Source organism: Halomonas sp. KX33721 (assembly GCF_001596805.1).
Classification (GTDB): domain Bacteria; phylum Pseudomonadota; class Gammaproteobacteria; order Pseudomonadales; family Halomonadaceae; genus Vreelandella; species Vreelandella aquamarina.
This window is the reverse complement of record NZ_LVIA01000016.1, coordinates 95929-115323: the sequence shown is the minus strand read 5'-3', so window position 1 is coordinate 115323 and position 19395 is coordinate 95929. Positions and strand designations below refer to the sequence as shown.

General features: G+C 58.6%; 14 protein-coding genes and 1 pseudogene. 6 read left to right on the top strand and 9 right to left on the bottom strand.

Going from position 1 to position 19395, the window contains the following annotated elements:
• Positions 1 to 7 precede the first annotated feature (7 nt).
• Positions 8 to 697 (bottom strand): response regulator transcription factor, encoded by a 690-nt coding sequence (locus tag A3220_RS07160; protein ID WP_062360646.1) that lies wholly within the window; start codon positions 695 to 697, stop codon positions 8 to 10.
• A 117-nt stretch (positions 698 to 814) separates the two neighbouring features.
• Here A3220_RS07160 and A3220_RS07155 point away from each other — a divergent pair, with 117 nt between their 5' ends.
• Positions 815 to 2335, top strand: coding sequence for an aldehyde dehydrogenase family protein (locus tag A3220_RS07155; protein ID WP_044628670.1), 1521 nt, complete (start codon positions 815 to 817; stop codon positions 2333 to 2335).
• A gap of 120 nt (positions 2336 to 2455) precedes the next feature.
• Positions 2456 to 3484, top strand: a complete 1029-nt coding sequence (gene adhP, locus A3220_RS07150) for an alcohol dehydrogenase AdhP (RefSeq protein ID WP_172416473.1) — start codon at positions 2456 to 2458, stop codon at positions 3482 to 3484.
• Between the two features lie 75 nt (positions 3485 to 3559).
• Here adhP and betT read toward each other — a convergent pair whose 3' ends face one another.
• The 6 genes and pseudogenes from betT to A3220_RS07120 all read right to left on the bottom strand — a co-directional run bounded on the left by betT (position 3560) and on the right by A3220_RS07120 (position 12826).
• Complete coding sequence (gene betT, locus A3220_RS07145) at positions 3560 to 5599, bottom strand: choline BCCT transporter BetT (RefSeq protein ID WP_062360650.1); 2040 nt, start codon at positions 5597 to 5599, stop codon at positions 3560 to 3562.
• A gap of 202 nt (positions 5600 to 5801) precedes the next feature.
• Positions 5802 to 6215 carry a hypothetical protein gene (locus A3220_RS07140; protein ID WP_062374071.1) on the bottom strand — a complete coding sequence of 138 codons (414 nt, stop codon included), beginning with the start codon at positions 6213 to 6215 and terminating at the stop codon, positions 5802 to 5804.
• A gap of 119 nt (positions 6216 to 6334) precedes the next feature.
• Complete coding sequence (locus A3220_RS07135) at positions 6335 to 7081, bottom strand: response regulator (RefSeq protein WP_058577198.1); 747 nt, start codon at positions 7079 to 7081, stop codon at positions 6335 to 6337.
• A gap of 21 nt (positions 7082 to 7102) precedes the next feature.
• Positions 7103 to 8526: pseudogene (locus A3220_RS07130) on the bottom strand (ATP-binding protein).
• Positions 8526 to 11624, bottom strand: a complete 3099-nt coding sequence (locus A3220_RS07125) for an efflux RND transporter permease subunit (protein WP_062374068.1) — start codon at positions 11622 to 11624, stop codon at positions 8526 to 8528. Before A3220_RS07125 ends, A3220_RS07130 begins: the two are co-directional and overlap by 1 nt.
• On the bottom strand, positions 11621 to 12826 hold the full coding sequence (locus A3220_RS07120; protein WP_062374064.1) for an efflux RND transporter periplasmic adaptor subunit: 1206 nt from the start codon (positions 12824 to 12826) through the stop codon (positions 11621 to 11623). The genes A3220_RS07125 and A3220_RS07120 overlap by 4 nt, the downstream gene beginning before the upstream one ends.
• A 219-nt stretch (positions 12827 to 13045) precedes the next feature.
• Between A3220_RS07120 and A3220_RS07115 the strand changes: the two genes are divergently transcribed.
• Positions 13046 to 13633, top strand: a complete 588-nt coding sequence (locus A3220_RS07115; protein ID WP_044628662.1) for a TetR/AcrR family transcriptional regulator — start codon at positions 13046 to 13048, stop codon at positions 13631 to 13633.
• An 11-nt stretch (positions 13634 to 13644) separates the two neighbouring features.
• Here the strand turns inward: A3220_RS07115 and A3220_RS07110 are convergent, their stop codons facing one another.
• A complete protein-coding gene (locus A3220_RS07110; protein WP_062374061.1) occupies positions 13645 to 13887 on the bottom strand; it encodes a hypothetical protein in 243 nt (80 codons plus the stop codon).
• A 99-nt stretch (positions 13888 to 13986) separates the two neighbouring features.
• Complete coding sequence (locus A3220_RS07105; RefSeq protein ID WP_062374058.1) at positions 13987 to 14997, bottom strand: zinc-binding alcohol dehydrogenase family protein; 1011 nt, start codon at positions 14995 to 14997, stop codon at positions 13987 to 13989.
• A gap of 119 nt (positions 14998 to 15116) precedes the next feature.
• On the opposite strand from A3220_RS07105, the gene A3220_RS07100 reads away from it, so the two are divergent.
• The 3 genes from A3220_RS07100 to A3220_RS07090 all read left to right on the top strand — a co-directional run bounded on the left by A3220_RS07100 (position 15117) and on the right by A3220_RS07090 (position 19217).
• Entirely contained in the window at positions 15117 to 16001 is an 885-nt protein-coding gene (locus tag A3220_RS07100; protein ID WP_062374055.1) for a LysR family transcriptional regulator, read from the top strand.
• A gap of 30 nt (positions 16002 to 16031) precedes the next feature.
• Positions 16032 to 16916, top strand: coding sequence for an alpha/beta hydrolase (locus A3220_RS07095; RefSeq protein ID WP_062374052.1), 885 nt, complete (start codon positions 16032 to 16034; stop codon positions 16914 to 16916).
• 108 nt (positions 16917 to 17024) lie between these two features.
• Positions 17025 to 19217, top strand: coding sequence for an OsmC domain/YcaO domain-containing protein (locus A3220_RS07090; protein ID WP_062374050.1), 2193 nt, complete (start codon positions 17025 to 17027; stop codon positions 19215 to 19217).
• The last annotated feature ends 178 nt before the right edge of the window (positions 19218 to 19395 follow it).

Sequence of the window (19395 nt, the reverse complement as noted above, 5' to 3'; positions counted from 1 at the left end):
CCCTACGCTATCCCTTTGCCGGGGCCGTACGTTTGGCGAGAAAACCGCTTAAATCCTCTTCCCCTGCAATCACAATAGCGTGTACTCGGCTGCTAGCTCCTAGCTTGCGCAAAATGGCCGATACGTGTGTTTTTACCGTGGTTTCAGCAATCGCTAACTCGCGGGCTATCTGTTTGTTCGACATTCCCTGGCTCATACAGCTCAATACATCCAACTGCTTGTCGGTGAGCCGCGGCAGTCGGGTTGGTTTGCTGTCGGTGCTCTCTGCCGTGGTAGACGGCATGCCGCGAGGAGGCGGGCGGCGCATAATATCGGCGGGCAAGTAGAGCTGGCCCTGAAGAATTTGATGCAGCGCGCTAAGAAGCTGCTCCCTTGGCGTTGATTTTGGAATATAGCCCACGGCCCCCAGAGTAATCGCATCCAGCACCAGCTGGCGCTCTTGATGGGCTGACACGATGGCAACGGGCAGCCCGGGGAAGGTCTCCCGTAGGGTTTTCAGCCCCTCTAACCCATCGGCATCCGGCAGGCTTAAATCTAAGAGCAGCAGGTCTAACCCTTCCAAGGCTTCAATGTGTGCCATGGCCCCCGCTAGGCTGTCGGTTTCCAGCAGTTGGGCATCGGTGAATCCGCTGCTGATCACCGCGTGCAGCGCATCGCGGAACAGCGGATGATCATCTGCGACTAACAGCGAGTACATGGCGTCTCCTTCCAAGGGATGAGGGTGCGTCCTGCCATCGGGCTATATCGAGAATGGCGCGAATGACCAACACTGGGTAGGCACCTTTTAATAATCATAATACTCAGGAGCAGTACCATGATCTACGCCAACCCAGGTGAAGCGGGCTCTGTTGTTTCGTTTGAGAAACGCTATGGTAACTACATTGGCGGTGAGTTTGTTCCCCCAGTGAAGGGCCAATACTTCGACAACATTAGCCCAGTTAATGGCAAAGTGTTCTGTGAAATTCCCCGCTCTAGCGCTGAAGATATCGAAAAAGCGCTGGATGCCGCCCATAAAGCCGCTCCGGCGTGGGGCAAGACCTCGGTACAAGAGCGCAGTAACATCCTGCTCAAAATCGCCGACCGTCTCGAGCAAAACCTCGAAATGCTGGCCGTGGCCGAAACGTGGGACAACGGCAAAGCGGTGCGTGAAACCCTCAATGCGGACATTCCGCTGGCTGTTGACCACTTCCGCTACTTTGCAGGCTGCCTGCGCTCCCAAGAGGGCACCGCCGCTGATATTGATGCCAACACGGTGGCGTACCACTTCCACGAGCCGTTGGGCGTGGTAGGGCAAATTATTCCGTGGAACTTCCCGATTCTGATGGCGGCTTGGAAACTAGGCCCAGCACTAGCGGCGGGTAACTGCGTGGTGCTGAAGCCTGCCGAACAAACCCCAGCGTCCATTCTAAAAGTAGCAGAGCTGATTGGTGACCTGCTGCCCCCCGGCGTACTCAATATCGTTAATGGCTTCGGTGCGGAAGCAGGCCAAGCGCTGGCGACCAGCAAGCGCATCGCCAAGATTGCCTTTACCGGTTCGACGCCGGTGGGCTCGCATATTCTGAAGTGCGCGGCAGATAACATTATTCCTTCCACGGTAGAGTTGGGCGGTAAGTCCCCCAATATCTACTTTGCCGATATTATGAACGCCGAGCCGACGTTTATTGATAAGGCGGTAGAGGGGCTGGTGCTGGCCTTCTTTAACCAGGGCGAAGTGTGCACCTGCCCGTCGCGGGCGCTGATTCAAGAGAGCATGTACGACGAGTTCATGGCGAAAGTCATTGAGCGCACCAAGACCATCAAACGGGGTAACCCGCTGGATACCGACGTCCAGGTGGGCGCTCAGGCATCCCAAGAGCAGTTCGATAAGATTATGTCGTACATGGATATCGCTCGGGATGAAGGCGCTGAATTCCTTACCGGTGGCGACAAAGAAACGCTGGATGAAAGCATTAACAGCGGTTACTACATTCAGCCGACGCTGCTGAAAGGTAACAACCAGATGCGCGTGTTCCAAGAAGAGATCTTCGGCCCGGTAGTGGCGGTGACCACCTTTAAAGACGAAGAGGAAGCGCTGGCGATTGCCAACGACACCGAGTTTGGCTTGGGCGCGGGCGTGTGGAGCCGCGATATTAACGTGGCCTTCCGCATGGGGCGTGGTATTCAAGCGGGTCGCGTCTGGACAAACTGCTATCACCAGTACCCCGCCCACGTAGCCTTCGGCGGCTACAAGAAGTCAGGCGTTGGTCGTGAAACCCATAAAATGGCGCTTGGGCATTACCAGCAAACCAAAAGCCTGCTGGTCAGCTACGATATCAATCCGCTTGGGTTCTTCTAAACGTTTGTTATGTCGTCCCATCGCCCGGCCTAGGCCGGGCGATGCTGCACATCCTCTGGCGCTAACTCTACGGATAAGAGCAGCTTAGAACTGCCGTTAACCATTATTAGGAGTCGAATCATGGATAATACAATGCGGGCGGCCGTCGTGCGCGAGTTCGGACAGCCGTTAGTCATAGAAGAAGTCGATGTTCCACGCCCAAAGCAGGGGGAGGTATTGATGAAGGTGGCGGCCTCGGGGGTCTGCCATACGGATCTACACGCAGTGCACGGCGACTGGCCAGTCAAACCTTCACCTCCCTTTATTCCAGGGCATGAAGGCGTTGGGCATGTTGTGGCGGTCGGGGCCGGTGTCTCCCATGTCAAAGAGGGCGACCGTATTGGTGTTCCTTGGCTCTACTCGGCCTGCGGTTTTTGCGAACACTGCTTAGGCGGCTGGGAAACCTTATGTGAGTCCCAGCAAAATACCGGTTACAGCGTTAATGGTGGGTTTGCCGACTATACCTTGGCCGATGCGGGGTATGTGGGTCGGCTGCCGGATAACGTTGGCTTTGTCGAGCTGGCTCCGGTGCTGTGTGCCGGCGTAACGGTTTATAAAGGTTTAAAAATGACCGATACCCGCCCCGGCCAATGGGTGGTGATTTCGGGCATTGGTGGCCTTGGCCACATGGCAGTGCAGTATGCCAAAGCCATGGGGCTTAACGTGGCGGCTGTCGATATTGATGACGGCAAGCTGGCGCTGGCTGAGCGCTTGGGCGCGACGGTTACGGTAAACGCCATGAAAACCGACCCCGCGGCATACCTTAAAAAGACCATTGGCGGTGCCCATGGTGCGCTGGTCACCGCAGTGTCGCCGAAGGCCTTCGATCAGGCGCAAAATATGCTGCGCCGTGGCGGTACGCTGGTACTTAATGGCTTACCGCCAGGGGATTTTCCACTGCCCATCTTTAGCACCGTGCTCAATGGGATCACTATTCGTGGCTCGATTGTCGGTACGCGTAGCGACCTTCAGGAAGCGCTCGATTTTGCGGCGGAAGGTAAAGTGGAAGCCACCGTCGCAACGGATACACTGGACAATATCAACGATGTTTTTCAGCGCATGATAGACGGTAAAATCGAAGGGCGTATTGTGCTAGACATGGCGGGTTAAACGCCCAGAGCGCATAAAAAATCCCGGCCGCGTGGCCGGGATTCTTCGTTTTACGCGTTGTACGTAAAGCGCTACTTACATCTGCGCATCTTCAGGCGGTTCGCCGATGGTGCCAGGCATTGCCTGCGCATGGCCACCCGCCAGAGCAAGGAATTGTAGGTGGCGCTCGTACTCTGCCACGAGATCACCGATCACCTGACCACGGGTGTAGCCGTTGAGGTCTTTATCCTGGCCACCTTCGGCAAGGTACACATCTAAACGCACGTAGAAATCATCGTCCGCGGGAATGAAGTTCGGTGTACGCATACGATGCGGGCATACCTGATAGACAAAGCTGGTGGCGTCGCCAAAGTCGACCTGCAGCATTAGGTTGGGCAGGGATTCCCCCTCAACCTGCTCTTCGGTGACGTTAGCGGTTTGGCCACGGCTCTCAAGCTCTTGGGCAAACTGGGTCATCGCGGGGCGAATCGAGTGCTCAATGGTCGCGGCGGCACCTGCGCGGTTAGAGGTATCCAGCGCGCGGTCCAAACGCTCACGCCAGTCGCCGCCGGGCGCGCTGCCCGCAATCATGCGGCGGGCGTCGGCTTTGCTGCCTTCCAGCTTCAGCGCTTTGTAAGTCCCCACCATGATGGCGAAGATCACCACCGAGAAGGGCAGCGCCGTAATCACGACTGCGCTTTGTAGCGCGTTTAAGCCACCCGCCATCAGCAAGGCCACGGTAATCAGGCCAATCACTGCCGACCAGAAGATACGCAGCCTCACCGGCGCATCGTGGTTCACGTCGCTTAAAATCGAGGTGAAATTAGCCAGTACCAGCGCGCCAGAGTCCGCTGAGGTAATGAAGAACACGATACCCAGAACGGTCACGACGGCGGCGGTAATGCCCACATAGGGGTAGTACTCAAGCAGTGTATACAGCGTGGTTTGCGGCGAGTTCAACGCCTGCTCACCCAATTCGACAACGCCCTGATTGGCCACCAGCTCGATGCCGCTATTACCGAAAATCGACATCCATACCATCATGAACGAGAGCGGAATGAACAGAGCGCCAGCCACGAATTGGCGAATGGTACGGCCGCGCGAGATGCGCGCCAGAAACAGCCCGACGAAAGGCGTCCAGGCGATCCACCAGCCCCAGAAGAAGATGGTCCACCACATCTTCCACTCCTGGGCACCTTCATCGGCAAAGGCGTAAGTATCGAAGCTGGCAGCAACGAAGCCTGAGAGGTAGTCGCCTGCGTTGTTGACCACTTTATCCAGCAGTACAAGAGTATCGCCAGAGAACAGCACAAACAGCATCAGCGCCAGGGCCAGCAGCATGTTGAACTCGGAGAGGCGACGGATACCTTTCTCAACGCCAGTCACCACCGAAATGGTTGCTAGAACAACTACCAGCGCAATCAGAACTACCTGGACCGTCAGGGTTTCCGGCACGTCGAACATATAGTTCAAGCCGTAGTTAAGCTGAATCACCCCAATACCGAGACTGGTGGCGATACCGAACACGGTAGAAATCACCGCCGTAATATCGACCGCGTTACCAATCGGGCCGTGAATGCGCTTGCCCAGCAGTGGGTAAAGCGCGCTACGAATAGCCAGCGGCAAGCGATGGCGGTAGCTGAAATAAGCCAGCGCCATGCCCGTCAGCACGTACAGTCCCCAACCGGAAAGGCCCCAGTGCAGATAGGTTTGCACGACGGCGTTGCGCATGGCCTCTTGGCTTTCAGGCGTTAAGTCGGGCGGTGCCAAGTAGTGGGCAACCGGCTCGGCTACGCTGAAAAACAACAGGTCAATACCAATGCCAGCAGCAAACAGCATGGCTGACCACGACAGCAACGAAAACTCAGGGCGGGAGTGGTCGGGCCCAAGTCGAATACTGCCAAAGCGCGACATGCCGATGAACACCACAAACACGAGGTAGGCCACGATCGCTAGCATGTAGTACCAGCCAAACGTTTTGCTTACCCAGGCAAGGCCCGCATCAAAAAAGGCACCTGCTTGTTCGGTGAACAGCATCGTCACGATAAGAAACACGAGAATCCCCGCGACGCTGCCGTGGAAAACCACGGGGTTTAGGCGGTCTCGTGAGGGGAGAGCGGGGTTGTCTTTCGCCATGGAGGCGGACTCCTGTTGTTAAGACAAAGATGAGTGATACGTTATTTTTGAATGAACGTTCAAATAAAATACGCGGTTTAGGCATTCACTTCAAGCCAACGGCTAACGCATCAGGGCGGTAAAAAAGATGCCAACAGGCGTATAGAAACAAACACGCCAGCTAGGCTGGGCGTGTAGGGTGGGTTTGACGCTAAATAAACGCTTACTCGGTAGCCGTTTCCTCGGCATCCATTTCCTGGGCCGAGTCACCGTGATGGTCGCGCTTACCGTGTCCACGTTCGTGGCGGTGCTCAGCATGCATCTCGTGCATAGCGTCACGCAGTGCCTGCTGCTCTTCTTCCGATAAAATCTCAGCGACACGGGCTTGATGCTCTTCACGCAGGGCAAGCATGGCTTCGCGGTGCTCAGCGTGTGCTTCATTAAGCGCCGTTTGCTGCTCTTCACTTAGTTCTGCGCGTTGATAGACTTCTTGGCGACGCTCTTCCATGCGCTCCATCATCGCTTCCCGGTCCATGCCACGGCCTTCATGGTTGTCTGCCTGGGCGGTAAAGGCCAGCGGTGTAAGGGCAACGGCGAGCAGGGCAGGAGCAAATAGCTGACGTAGTGACATCTTCATGGCATACCTCGTTTCTAATGAATACATGGTAATTTGACGATGTCAGTATTAACGGGCTTGGTGTAAATCGTTTGCACAAAGTGTGCAACAACCATGACCTTCTCAATAGCAGTAGTGGTTCATCCTTCCGGCTGATACTTATAACCCACTCCGTAAACCGAGCGAATGATCTCTTGGTCGGGTAGGGCTTCGGTGATTTTTTTGCGCAGCTTCTTAATATGGCTATCCACCGTGCGCTCGGAAACGATGCGGTTATCACGGTACATATGATCCATCAACTGCTCGCGGCTGAAAATGCGTCCTGGAGACTGCATCATCACGCGCAGCAACTGAAACTCGACCGCTGTTAAGCCTAAATCTTGGCCGTCGGCCAGTGCCTGCCAGCCCTCTTCATCTAGCGTGATGGGCGCTTTGGGGGCGGTGGTGGTGGGTGCTGCCTGTGCAGCGGCATGACTGCGGCGTAGCACGGCCTTAACACGTGCCACTACTTCACGAGGGCTGAAAGGTTTGCAGATGTAATCATCTGCGCCTAACTCTAGCCCCAGCAGCCGGTCTACCTCTTCTACCTTGGCGGTGACCATGATAATGGGGAGCTTGGGCCACTGTTCACGGATTTCCCGGCACAGCGTCAGGCCATCTTTGCCCGGTAGCATAACATCCAGCAGCACCAGTTCAGGCGAATGCTGAGTGAGCCAGGGGATCACCTCATTGCCGTGGCTGATAATGCTGGGCGCAAAATGATTGCTTTGTAAGTAATCGGCCATGAGGCGGGCGATTTTGGGCTCATCCTCAACGATCAGCAGGGAAGCGTCTTGGGGTAAACCATCTTGAGGTAATGCGTCGGGATGTGAATCACTCTGAGACATAGTCAGCTCGCTTATGGTCGTTTAAGAGGCGGTTAACAGTGGCAACCGTAGGGTCCAAGTTAAGCCACCCAGCGCCGAGGCGCTGGGTGTGAGCGTGCCGCCATGAGCCGTTACCAGCGCGCTGGCAATAGAAAGCCCCAGGCCGCTGCCACCGCTGGCGCGGTTGCGCGAACCCTCCACCCGGTAGAGCCGCTCGGTTAAACGTGACAGCTCCTCTTCAGGAACTCCGGGGGCACTATCTTGCCAGGTAATCACCGCGTCGCCCCGTTCGCAGATAAGGGAAACACTTAGCTTTCCAGGCGGCTGGGTGTAGGCACAGCTATTATCCAGCAGGTTGCTCCACAGCTGGCGTAGTCGTTGGGCATCGCCACGAATCATCACATCACCGGCCAGGGCCGTGGTGAGGGTCAGGCCGCTCTCTTCCAGCCAGCGGTCGGCGTCGTTCAGGCGGCTTTCCAGGCTTTCGCTGAGATTCATGGGGGCAAGCTGGATATCCAGCGCGCCCGCATCGCTTTGGGAGAGCAGGCGTAAATCGGCTACTAAGCGCTCTAGCTGAGCCACTTCCTGAGCCAGCGAACTTAAGTTTTCCTGGTTCAGCGGGCGGATGCCGTCCTGCATGGCTTCAATTTCACCCCGCAGCACGGCCAGTGGGGTGCGCAGCTCATGGGCGGTGTCCGAGACCCAGCGGGCGCGGGCTTCACGGCTGGCTTCAAGCGTGGCGGCCAGCACGTTGAAATCTCGGGCAAGGCGGGAAAGCTCGTCTTTACCACGCTCTGGCAGGCGGGTGTGGTAGTCGCCTTCGGTTAAGCGCAGCGTAGCCCCGGCCAGGCGCGGGTGCGCCGACCCAGCCACCAGGAGAGCCCGCCTGCCAGCAGCAGCGAGGCCAGCCCTAGCGAGATCACGATTAGCACTAGGTTACGCTGCTGGCGCTCCAGAAAGCGGCTCTCCATGCGCTCCATCATCTCCTGCGGCGGGCGAAAACCCAGCGCGCCAATCGCTTCTCGCTGGCCGCTTGGGGTCATATCGCTATACAGCGTTAGCCAGCGCCAGCCCATTGAGCCACGCGGTGCATCCGCAGGTGGTACAACATAATCCCCTTTGCTATCGCGCAGAGCAAAATCCTCAGCTTCGCCGAGAGGCGATGGACGGTCACGATGCTCCTGACCGAGTTCAAAGCGCACAATATAGGGCCAGCGATCAGGCGACGCTTCTAACCAAGCCCAGTCGCCCTGGGTTTCCCAGCGGGTAATCAGCCCATCGGCAAGCAGCGTGGCCCGCCGCTCCTGAGCTTGATTGAGATACTCAAGAAAGCCGCGGTCGATGCTGTAAGAGACCGCCAGAAACACGCTCGCCGCGATGGCCACGTTAACGCTTAAAATTGCCACAAACAGCTTTAGCCCCAGCCGTGAGGGCCGCCACTGACGCAGTCGGGTCCATCTACTCATTAGTTTATGCCCTGCTGGCTAGGCTGGCGCGGGGCGCTTAACCGTTCACGTAGGTTTTCCAGCCCTAAATAGAGGCAGGGCACTACCAGCAGCAGAATCAGGGTGGCGAAGAGCATGCCAAAGCCTAGCGAAATCGCCATGGGGATCATAAAGCGTGCCTGGCGTGAGGTTTCCAGAATCATCGGCGCAAGCCCCAGGAATGTGGTCAGCGTGGTCATCATAATCGGCCGCAAGCGTCGGGTGGCGGCGGCCACAATCGCTTCGCGAGGCGCCATGCCTTCCCGTCGCTTACGGTTAGCGTAGTCGATCAACACCAGCGCATCGTTAATCACCACGCCGGAGAGCGCTAGCATACCTAATAGGCTGATGATCGACAGCCCAAAGCCCATCAGCATATGCCCGCCCACGGCACCGACGATACCAAACGGAATTGCGGCCATCACCAACAGCGGCTGTAGGTAGCTTCTGAACGGAATAGCGAGCAGCGCATAGAGGGCGGCTAACATCAGCCACATGGCGTTACGCAGGGTGGCGAGGTTGTCGGCGGTATCCTGTTGGCGGCCGCCCATGCTCACTTCAAGCCCTGGCCAGGTGTTGCTGAGCGTGGGGAAGACCTCTTCTTGAAGGGTGGCGAGCACTTGGTTAATCGCTTGGTCGCCCTCTGAATCGGCAGTGACGGTGATAATCCGCCGCCCATCGATACGCTGCAGGCTGCTAGAGGCTTGGCTCAGAGTGATATCCGCGACTCTAGAGAGCGGCACGCTCATCCCGTCGGGGGTTCTGACCGGCAGGCGGTATAGCTCGCTAAGGCTGTTGCGCGACTGCTCTGGCAAGCGCACTTCCACGCTCACCTCCTGGCGGCCGATAAACTGCTCCACCGCCGTGGCTCCTTGCAGCGGGCCGCGCAGCGCCTGGGCGAGGTCGCTGCCGGTTAGCCCGAGTGAACGACCTTCGGCGGAGAGACGCATCTCTAGCTGTGGCTTGCCATCGCCCAGGCCGCTGTCGATATCGGTTAAGCCATACTCTGCCAACCGTTCTGCCAAACCTGCGGCGGCGTCTTCTAGTACTTGGGTATTGGGGTGGGAGAGTCGCAGGCTCAGCGCCGCCCCGCTACCGGGGCCGCCAAAGTCAGATTCAAAGCGCACTGACTGCGCGCCTAACAGATCCCCAGTGAGATCCCGCCACTCCTGGGCAATGCGAGAAGGAGGCCAGGCATCCAGGCTTTCCGGCGCGATATCCAAACGCACTTCCAGGCTTTCGCCATCTAGGCTACTGCGGGTGCTGTTGAAGGTGAGCGTCTCTTCCTGCTCGCTGAGCTGTGCGGCGGCATCGAGGAGCTGTTGGCTTAGCTCGCGGCTTACGCTGATATGGCTGCCAATCGGCAAGGTGACGGTGGCTTGCACCTGATCAGACTCGACCCGAGGCATCAGCGAAAAACCTAACCGCCCGCTCATCGCCCAGGCCATGGTCACGCAGAGAATGGCGACGCCAATAGAGACCGTGAGCAGGCGCTGATTGAGCGCGCGCTGTAACAGAGGCTCAAACTGTTGATAGGTGAAGTGATGCAAACCGCGCTGCATACTGAGTCGCACCGCTTCGATGGGCCGCTGCCACGCGGGCGTTTGGCGGGGCTTGCTGGCGTGGGCCAAGTGGGCGGGCAGAATAAACAGCGCTTCCACTAGCGAGATAATAAACACGGTAATCACCACCACCGGCACGGTGGCAAAAATCAGCCCCAGAAATCCCGGCAGGAACAAGAGCGGTAGAAACGCGACGATATTGGAGAGGATGGCAAAGGTCAGCGGAGTGGCAATTTCTTGAGCGCCTTTAACCGCCGCATCTCGCAGCGAGTAGCCCTGCTCTCGGTAACTGTAGATGTTTTCGCCCACCATGATGGCGTCATCCACCACGATGCCGAGGGCGATGATAAAGGCGAACATCGACATCATATTGAGCGACACGCCGACCCAGGGTAGAAACAGCATGGCCCCTAAAAACGCCGTGGGAATGCCTAGCGTGACCCAAAAGGCCAGCCGCGCCTCTAAAAACAGCGCCATCAAAATCAGTACCAGCGCTAGCCCCATCCAGGCGTTTTTCAGCAGCAGGCTGAGGCGGTCTTCGTAAACTTCCGAGCTATCCCGTGAAACGTCCAGGCTGACGCCATCGGGCAGGTTGGCTTGCAGCCGCTCTAACTCACCGTAAACCGCATTAGAAATACTCGTGGGCGTTTGGTCGCCGATTTGATACACATCTACCGATAGCCCTGGCTGGCCGTTGTAAAACTCTTCCCGGTCGGTTTCGGCAAAGCCTTCGCTCACTCTGGCGATATCGCCGAGCATAACGGGCGCACCCTGGGCGGTGGTTAAGATGGGCAGTTCGGCAAACTCCTCGGCGCTATTGCGCCGCCCCTGGTAGCGAATCAGCCACTCACCCGCGTCGGTTGTGAGCTGGCCGCTGGCAAGGTCCAGCGCTTCCTCGGCGATGCGGCTCGCCAACTGCTGATGATCCAACCCGTAGCGCTCGATGGCCTCGTCATCCAAATGAACCTGGATTTCCCGTTCGCGGTTGCCGGAAAGCTCGGCGCGGGAAATACCGCTGGTGGCCTGCAGCTCGGCGCGTACGTTCTCGGCCGCATCGTGAAGCGCGGCCAAGCCCACGTTGCCATACACCTGAAGGCTGACCACGCTGCGCGAGCGGCCTGCCAGGGTGAAGCGGGGCGGGTCGGCGGCGGCGGGCAGGGTGGTGATGGCGTTCACGGATTGCTGAATATCCTGATACGCCCGCATCACGTCCACGCCATCAATCAGCGTGGCGCTGACCACGCCGCTGCCTTCGCTGGCGCTGGCGGTCAGTTCATCGATGCCTTCCACATCGGCAATCGCGGCCTCGACCGGCAGCAGCAAACTCTGCTCGACGTCCTCTGGCGTAGCGCCCGGATAGCTGATGGTGACCTGGACGATTTCGGTCTCGAATTCGGGAAACACCTCTTTTTTGATCGCCAGTGAGGCCATTAACCCGCCGACGATAAACAGTACCATCATCAGGTTGGGGGCGACGCCGTGATCGACCATCCACGCCAGCGGGCCTTTACGCATCATTGAGCCGCTCCCTCATCCTGAGCGGGGGTATCGCCACGCTGGCGAATCCGCACTTCCTGGCCCTCTCGGGGTTGGGCCAGCCCGGCTGTCACTACCCGCTGACCGGGCTCCAGGCCGCTGCGTATCAGCACTTCTTCCTGGCCGCGATAGGCGAGTGTGACCTGGGTACTCTGCAGGCGATTCTCGTCATCCACCCACCACACCTGCTCGCCGGGGCGTAGTGCGGCTGAGGGCAGCGCAATCAAGGGCTCTTCGGCGGTGGTATGAAACGCCACGCGCAGCACATCTCCCAAGCGCAGAGCGGGGCCGTCCTGGTTGAGCGCCAGCGGATCATCCACGGCAATCAACAGCTGGGCCTGAAGGCCATTCTCTTCGAGGTTGGGCAGAATAGAGAGCAAGGTGCCTTCCCGAGAGGCGCCTTCTGGCCAGCCTTGGCTGGTCAGCGTGACGCTCCCCCCCGGCGAGAGCCAATCCAGCGTTTCGCCCGGCAGCGAGGCGCGCACCCAGAACTGCTCGACGCCGACCAAACTCACCACGGCGGTGCCTTGGCTCAGCAGGCTGCCAGCGCCCACCAAACGCTCTTGCACCATGGCGCGCCACGGGGCGGTTAAGGTCGCACGCTCTAGGTTGAGCGCCGCTTGGTCGCGCACCACGCGGGCTTGGGTCAGTTGAGCTTGGGCCTGGCGGAGCTGCGGTTCACGCAGCACCAGCGCGCGGCGTTCGGCGCTGAGCTGGCGGCCAAAGGATTCGTACTCGCTGCGCGCGCGCTGCTGCTCGGCCTGCTCTAAGGCGAGCTGCGCCTGGGCATTCGCCAACTGGGCTTCGGCGTCTTCTAGCGTTAAGCGCAGGTCGGCTTGGTCGATGTGGGCCACAGGCTCCCCTTGCTCCACGACTCGCCCAGGCAGCGCGCCATCACCAAAGCGCTCTAGCTGGCCCGCTACGCGGCTGGCAAGCTCGGTGGATTTTTCTGCCTCAACGCGGCCAAAGCCGTTCAGCGTGGGTGACTGCACCTGCTGTTCCGTGGTGATGACATCGACCACGGGCGGCGTTGGCGGAGGCGGCGGGCGGCGCTCGACCCGTGGCGGCTGGCTAACGATCCACCAAGCGAGAGCTAAACCACCGGCAAACACCAATAGCGCTGCCAGTGCACCGAAGCCGATGCGACCTTGCTGAGAAAAAGCGTAAGAGCGAGAGGGGGGCATGGACGGGTGTTATCCGTTGGCTGAGAGCAAAAATTCCAGAAAAGAGTGCGTATCATGCTAGCATCACCGATTGCCACGCAGCGATTAGGTAAGCTTTGTGCAAAAAGTGTGCAACCCGACGTGACGGGGCTTTTTTGCACCAAACGCTGACGCAGCAAGTAAGTAATAGCTGCCATCATTCATGTGAAAAGCCATAGACTCCCTGGTCTGTATGACGTTATGAAAAACACCGCCACCCGCGACAAACTCATTGATTCTGGTGCCGAGCTGATTGCCCAGCAGGGCTATAATGCGACGGGTATCAATGCTGTATTAAAAACCTGCGGTGTCCCCAAAGGCTCGTTCTACCACTACTTTTCCAGCAAAGAAGACTTCGGCTTGGCGGTCATTGAGCGCTTTGCCGACGATTACGATGCGTCGTTAGCGGCGCTGCTGGAAGACCCCGCCCTGCCGCCCCTGGAGCGTTTGCGCCGCTACTTTGCCACCGGGCGCGCCCATATGCTCGACTGCGATCACACCACCGGCTGCTTGATCGGTAATCTCGGTCAGGAGCTTTCCGGCCAGAGTGATACCTTCCGTGACGCCCTGAATTTGGTATTTCAGCGTTGGGAAAAACGCTTTGTGGCCTGCTTGAGCCAAGCCCAAGCCGACGGCACGATCAATGCCGCCATCCCGCCTGAGGCGCTGGCCAGCTTTATTCTCTCCGGATGGGAAGGGGCGATTCTGCGGGCCAAAACACTCAAATCTCTGGCCCCTATGGAACACTTCGAGGCCATTTTGTTCGATCAAGTGCTGGTGCCACGCTAGCAGGCGATACATCAATGGCGAGCGCGGAAGTGGTAATCACCGCTAGACACGTCGTTGTTCACGGCGGCGAGCAGCGAGGTGCTCGCGGTGTCGGCATTGAGCTGGCCGGTTTGTACCAGCGCCCGAAAATCGTGGTGGGGCAGGGCAATGTCGTCCGGCGTGACGCCAAAAAAGTGGCAAATACGCTGGAGCGCGGCATGGCTGGGGTAGTAGCTGCACAGCAGGCGCAAATTGGCCACAAATTCATCGTGCATAGGCGTGACTCTTGGGCGGTGGCGGCTAATGTGCCGCCTTGCGCCCAAGAGTGCAACGGCTCGCTCTTTACGTCCGCTTAAAATAAGCCGTGCGCGTGGTTAGAAGCCCTCTAACACCAGCTTACCCACGGTGCGGTTGCTCTCAATCAGCGCGTGGGCACGCGTTAGGTTATCGGCAGTGATGGGGCCAAGCACCTCGCCCAGCGTCGTGGTTAAACGGCCGCTATCCACCATGGCGGCGACTTCGCTCAATAGGTCGTGCTGCTTGGCAATGTCCTCGGTGGTAAACAGCGGCCGCGTGAACATCAGCTCCCAGTGCAGTGACAGGCTTTTGAGCTTGAGTTTGCGCACATCGATCAGTTCCGGGTCATCGATCAGCGCCAGCTTGCCCTGGGGTTTTAGAGCATTGATGATCGCCTCGAAGTGGTGATCGGTTTGATTGAGGCTGACCACCATATCCACCTGCTCATAGCCTGCGGCTTTGAGCGCTTCATCCAGCGGTTGGCGGTGGTCGATCACCGCATCGGCGCCGAGCGACGTGACCCAGGCTTGGCTTTCCGGGCGTGAGGCTGTCCCAATCACGGTGATATCGGTGAGCTGCTTGGCGAGCTGAATCAGAATCGAGCCAACACCCCCCGCAGCGCCTACCACTAACAGGGTTTTACCTTGGGTGTCGCGCATGCCCAGCTCTAGGCGGTCGAACAGCAGTTCCCAGGCGGTAATGGCGGTTAACGGCAGGGCGGCAGCCTGGGCGTCGGAGAGGCTCTTCGGCGCTAGGCTGGCGATGCGCTCATCGACCAGCTGGTACTCAGCGTTGGAGCCTTGGCGTGCGATGCTGCCCGCGTACCACACCCGGTCACCCGGCTGAAAGCGAGTGACCGCACTGCCCACGGCATCGACCACGCCCACCGCGTCGTAACCCAGCACGCGAGGCTCGCCGCCTTCGGGCAGCGCGCTCTTGCGCACCTTGGCATCCACCGGGTTAACGGAAACCGCGCTCACCGCGACGCGAATATCGTGGGGCTCGGGTGTGGGCAGCGGTAGCTCGACGGCGTGCAGGGCGTCTGGGTGGTCGATCGGCAGGCTTTTGGTAAACGCAAATGCTTTCATAGTGGCTCTCTAAAGGATGATGAATGGCGTCATCATGCCTGGGTGTCGTTTTATGAAAAAGAGGGCTAATGTAGCTAACAGTTTCTCATTTTCTTTGAAAATAAGGGCGCCATCGACCCATGCGTACCGATGACCTAAACGTGCTTGTCTACGCCGCCGAGCACGGCAGCCTTTCCGCTGCCGCGCGGGAGCTGGCGATTACCCCAGCGGTGGCCAGCGTTGCGATCAAACGGCTTGAAGACGCGCTAGGCACGCGGCTGCTGGTGCGCTCTACCCGCAGCTTGCGGCTAACGCCCGCCGGGGCGCACTATTTGGTGCATGCGAAAACGGCGCTGAGTGCCCTTGCCGAAGGGGAAAAAGAACTGCACCGCGAGCGCCAGGAGATAGCGGGAGAGCTCAGCCTCTCCATGCCGTCTGATCTGGGCCGCAACGTGCTGCTGGGCTGGCTGGATCGCTTTATGGCGCGGCATCCGCAGCTGCGCCTGCGGCTTCGGGTGAGTGACCGGGTGAGCGACCTGTTTCGCCAGCCGGTGGAGATTGCCCTGCGCTACGGCGTGCCGGAGGATTCCAGCCTGGTAGCCCTGCCGCTAAAAAGCGATAACCACCGGGCGGTGTGCGCAGCACCAAGCTATATCGCGCGCCACGGCGAGCCTGCCACTCCAGATGAATTACGCCAGCACAACTGCCTCTGCTTCAACCTGGGTGAGCGGGTGCACAACCAGTGGCAGTTCGGCAGTGAGCGTATCAGCGTGCAGGGCAATCGAGTGAGCGACGATGCCGAGTGTGTGCGCCGCTGGGCGCTGGCGGGAGAGGGCATTGCCTATAAATCTCGCCTCGATGTTCAGGCAGACCTCGATGCAGGCCGCTTGGTGGCGCTGTTGGCCTCGTTTTCTACCGAGCCCGCGCCGCTGTATCTCGTCTGCCCGCATCGGCTGTCGCTCACGCCCGCTGTGGTCGCGCTGAAAGACTTTCTGATCGAACGGTTACAAGAGAACGCCAAATGAAGAGCATCATCTATCCGCGAGGAGCTAGCCATGTTTGCAGGATTTGAAAAACAGACACGCCGCGTTAACGGCGTCGATACTGCCTATCGGATGGGCGGCAGCGGCCCGGCGCTACTGCTGCTTCACGGCCACCCGCAGACCCATATGATTTGGCACAAAGTGGCGGCCACGCTTGCCCAGCACTTTACGGTGATTGCCGCCGACCTGCGCGGCTACGGCGACAGCAGTAAGCCCGACGACGACGCAGCGCACTTCAATTACGCCAAGCGCACCATGGCCGCCGATATGGCCGAACTAATGAGCGCGCTGGGGTTCGAGCGTTTCAAGGTGCTGGCCCACGACCGTGGCGCGCGGGTGGCACACCGCTTAGGGGTAGACCACGCAGCACGCATCGAGCGCATGGTGCTTTTAGATATCGCCCCCACGCTGGCCATGTACCGTGGCACCACCGAGTCGTTCGCCCGCAGCTACTGGCACTGGTTCTTTCTGATTCGCCCTCAGCCGCTGCCAGAAATGCTGATTCAAGCCGATCCCGCTCAGTACTTAAAAAGTGTGATGGGCGCCCGCAGCGCGGGCATGGCACCGTTCGCCCCAGAAGCGCTGGCGGAGTACGAGCGCTGCCTGTCGCTTCCCGGCACGGCCACCGGCATCTGCGGTGACTACCGCGCCAGCGCGACTATCGATTTAGAGCACGATCAAGCGGATATTGATGCGGGTGTGAAACTGACCTGCCCCATCAACGTGATGTGGGGTGCCCAAGGGGCGATTGAAGCCTGCTTTGATGCCCTGGGCGAGTGGCGCAAGGTAGCAACGCAGGTAGAGGGCAAGGCGCTGCCTTGCGGGCACTATATCGCCGAAGAGATTCCTGACCTGCTGCTAGAGGAGTCGCTGCCGTTCTTGCTGGAACCGCAATAAGCGATTCACGCGACTGCCCAAGACGAAGCGGGCAAAAAACTGGATAATGGCCGCCATTCGCCTGATGCGTTGGCGCTCAGGCACACTCATTACTCTGGACGCCCGCTTATGGAAATCAAAGTTAACTATCTCGACAACCTCCGCCTGGAGTCCAAGTTCGACGATTTTACGGTCATCTCCGACCAGCCGATTCGCTACAAGGGCGACGGCTCGGCCCCTGGCCCGTTTGACTACTTCCTGGCGTCGTCGGCCATGTGTGCCGCCTACTTCGTCAAGGTGTACTGCAACGCGCGCAATATTCCCACCGAGAACATTCGCCTGTCGCAAAACAACATCGTCGACCCGGAAAACCGCTACAAGCAGATCTTCAAAATCCAGGTCGAGCTGCCGGAAGATATCTCGGAAAAGGATCGCGAAGGCATTCTGCGCTCCATTGACCGCTGCACGGTGAAGAAGGTTATCCAGACCGGCCCCGAGTTTCAGATCGAAGTGGTCGAGAACATCGACGAGGACGCCCAAGCGCTGCTGATGGGCGCGCCGGAAGGGGGCAGCACCTTTATCCCCGGTAAAGACCTGCCGCTGGAGCAGACCATCGCCAATATGAGCGCGATTCTGGCGAACCTCGGTATGAAGATCGAGATCGCCTCCTGGCGCAATATCGTGCCTCACGTGTGGTCGCTGCATATCCGCGATGCGGCGTCCCCCATGTGCTTTACCAACGGCAAAGGCGCGACCAAAGAGAGCGCGCTGTGCTCTGCGCTGGGCGAGTTCATCGAACGCTTGAGCTGCAACTTCTTCTACAACGATCAGTTCTTTGGCGAAGAGATCGCGAACAGCGAATTCGTGCACTACCCCAATGAGAAGTGGTTCAAGCCGGGGCCGAATGACGAGCTGCCCGCCGAAATTCTCGACGAGCACTGCCTGGCGATTTACAACCCGGAAGGCGAGCTGGGTGGCTCGAACCTGATTGATACCAACTCGGGCCGTGAAGACCGGGGCATCGTTTCGCTTCCCTTTGTGCGCCAAAGCGATGGCGAAACGGTCTACTTCCCCTCCAATCTGATCGAAAACCTGTTCCTCAGTAATGGTATGAGCGCGGGCAACACCCTGGTGGAAGCTCAGGTGCAGTGCCTTTCAGAGATTTTCGAGCGGGCGGTGAAGCGGGAGATTCTCGAACAGGAGCTGACCCTGCCCGACGTACCCCAAGAAGTGTTGGCCAAGTACCCGAACATTGTAGAGGGCATTAACGCCCTGGAAGCCCAAGGCTTCCCGGTGCTGGTGAAGGATGCCTCCATGGGTGGGCAATTCCCGGTCATGTGCGTGACGCTAATGAACCCGCGCACCGGCGGTGTGTTTGCCTCCTTTGGTGCCCACCCAAGCTTTGAAGTGGCGCTGGAGCGCAGCCTGACCGAGCTGCTTCAAGGGCGCAGCTTTGAAGGCTTTAACGACCTGCCGCTGCCGACATTTAACTCGCAAACCGTCTCCGAGCCGAACAACTTCGTAGAACACTTTATCGACTCTTTCGGCGTGGTGTCGTGGCGTTTCTTTAGTGCCAAGCCTGATTTTGAATTCAGTGAATGGGACTTCTCCGGCAGCAACGAAGAAGAGGCCAATACGCTGTTTGGCATTTTTGAACAGCTGGGCGCGGAAGTGTACATGGCGGTCCACGAAGACCTGGGCGCGCCGGTGTGCCGGATTCTGGTGCCAGGCTACTCCGAGGTGTACCCCATTGAAGATCTGATTTGGGATAACACCAACAAGGCGCTGGATTACCGCGAGGACATTCTCAATCTGCACCGCCTGGATAACGACCAGCTCACCGATCTGGTCGAGCGGCTGGAAGAGAGCCAGATGGACGACCACGCCGATATCATCACGCTGATTGGTATCGAGTTCGACGAGAACACCGTGTGGGGCCAGCTAACCATTCTGGAGCTGAAACTGCTGGTTTACCTGGCACTTGGCCGCCATGAAGAGGCGCTGGACTGCGTGCAGATGTTCCTCCAGTACAACGACAACACCGTTGAGCGCGGCCTGTTCTACCAGGCGGTGAACGCGGTGCTGGAAATTGCCCTGGACGACGAATTGGAGCTGGACGACTACCTGCCCAACTTCAAGCGCATGTTCGGCGAAGCGACTATGGAGGCGGTCGTGGGTTCAGTAGACGGCAGCGTACGCTTCCACGGCCTCACGCCCACCAATATGCAGTTAGAGGGCTTGGATCGCCACCAGCGCCTGATCGAAAGCTACAAGAAGCTTCACGCAGCGCGAGCGGCAAAAGCGGGTATTGCGCGCATGTAACCTGTAGAGGCGATTGGGGTTGACGAGGCATTAAGTACTCCGTAAGCTAGAAATTATCCACGCCTTAGGCAGTAAGCTTTCCCACATATCTCGGGATAAGCCGACCCCTAGGGCGTTTTTTGTTTGAAGAAGGAAAAAAGCCATGCCTACAGCAATATTGATTGATGGTGGCTATTTT

Coding starts and splice junctions, on each gene's coding strand:
- A3220_RS07155 (WP_044628670.1), top strand. CDS start 815: ATGATCTACGCCAACCCAGGTGAAGCGGGCTCTGTTGTTTCGTTTGAG.
- adhP (WP_172416473.1), top strand. CDS start 2,456: ATGGATAATACAATGCGGGCGGCCGTCGTGCGCGAGTTCGGACAGCCG.
- A3220_RS07135 (WP_058577198.1), bottom strand. CDS start 7,081: ATGTCTCAGAGTGATTCACATCCCGACGCATTACCTCAAGATGGTTTA.
- betT (WP_062360650.1), bottom strand. CDS start 5,599: ATGGCGAAAGACAACCCCGCTCTCCCCTCACGAGACCGCCTAAACCCC.
- A3220_RS07105 (WP_062374058.1), bottom strand. CDS start 14,997: ATGAAAGCATTTGCGTTTACCAAAAGCCTGCCGATCGACCACCCAGAC.
- A3220_RS07110 (WP_062374061.1), bottom strand. CDS start 13,887: ATGCACGATGAATTTGTGGCCAATTTGCGCCTGCTGTGCAGCTACTAC.
- A3220_RS07160 (WP_062360646.1), bottom strand. CDS start 697: ATGTACTCGCTGTTAGTCGCAGATGATCATCCGCTGTTCCGCGATGCG.
- A3220_RS07120 (WP_062374064.1), bottom strand. CDS start 12,826: ATGCCCCCCTCTCGCTCTTACGCTTTTTCTCAGCAAGGTCGCATCGGC.
- A3220_RS07140 (WP_062374071.1), bottom strand. CDS start 6,215: ATGAAGATGTCACTACGTCAGCTATTTGCTCCTGCCCTGCTCGCCGTT.
- A3220_RS07095 (WP_062374052.1), top strand. CDS start 16,032: ATGTTTGCAGGATTTGAAAAACAGACACGCCGCGTTAACGGCGTCGAT.
- A3220_RS07100 (WP_062374055.1), top strand. CDS start 15,117: ATGCGTACCGATGACCTAAACGTGCTTGTCTACGCCGCCGAGCACGGC.
- A3220_RS07125 (WP_062374068.1), bottom strand. CDS start 11,624: ATGATGCGTAAAGGCCCGCTGGCGTGGATGGTCGATCACGGCGTCGCC.
- A3220_RS07115 (WP_044628662.1), top strand. CDS start 13,046: ATGAAAAACACCGCCACCCGCGACAAACTCATTGATTCTGGTGCCGAG.
- A3220_RS07090 (WP_062374050.1), top strand. CDS start 17,025: ATGGAAATCAAAGTTAACTATCTCGACAACCTCCGCCTGGAGTCCAAG.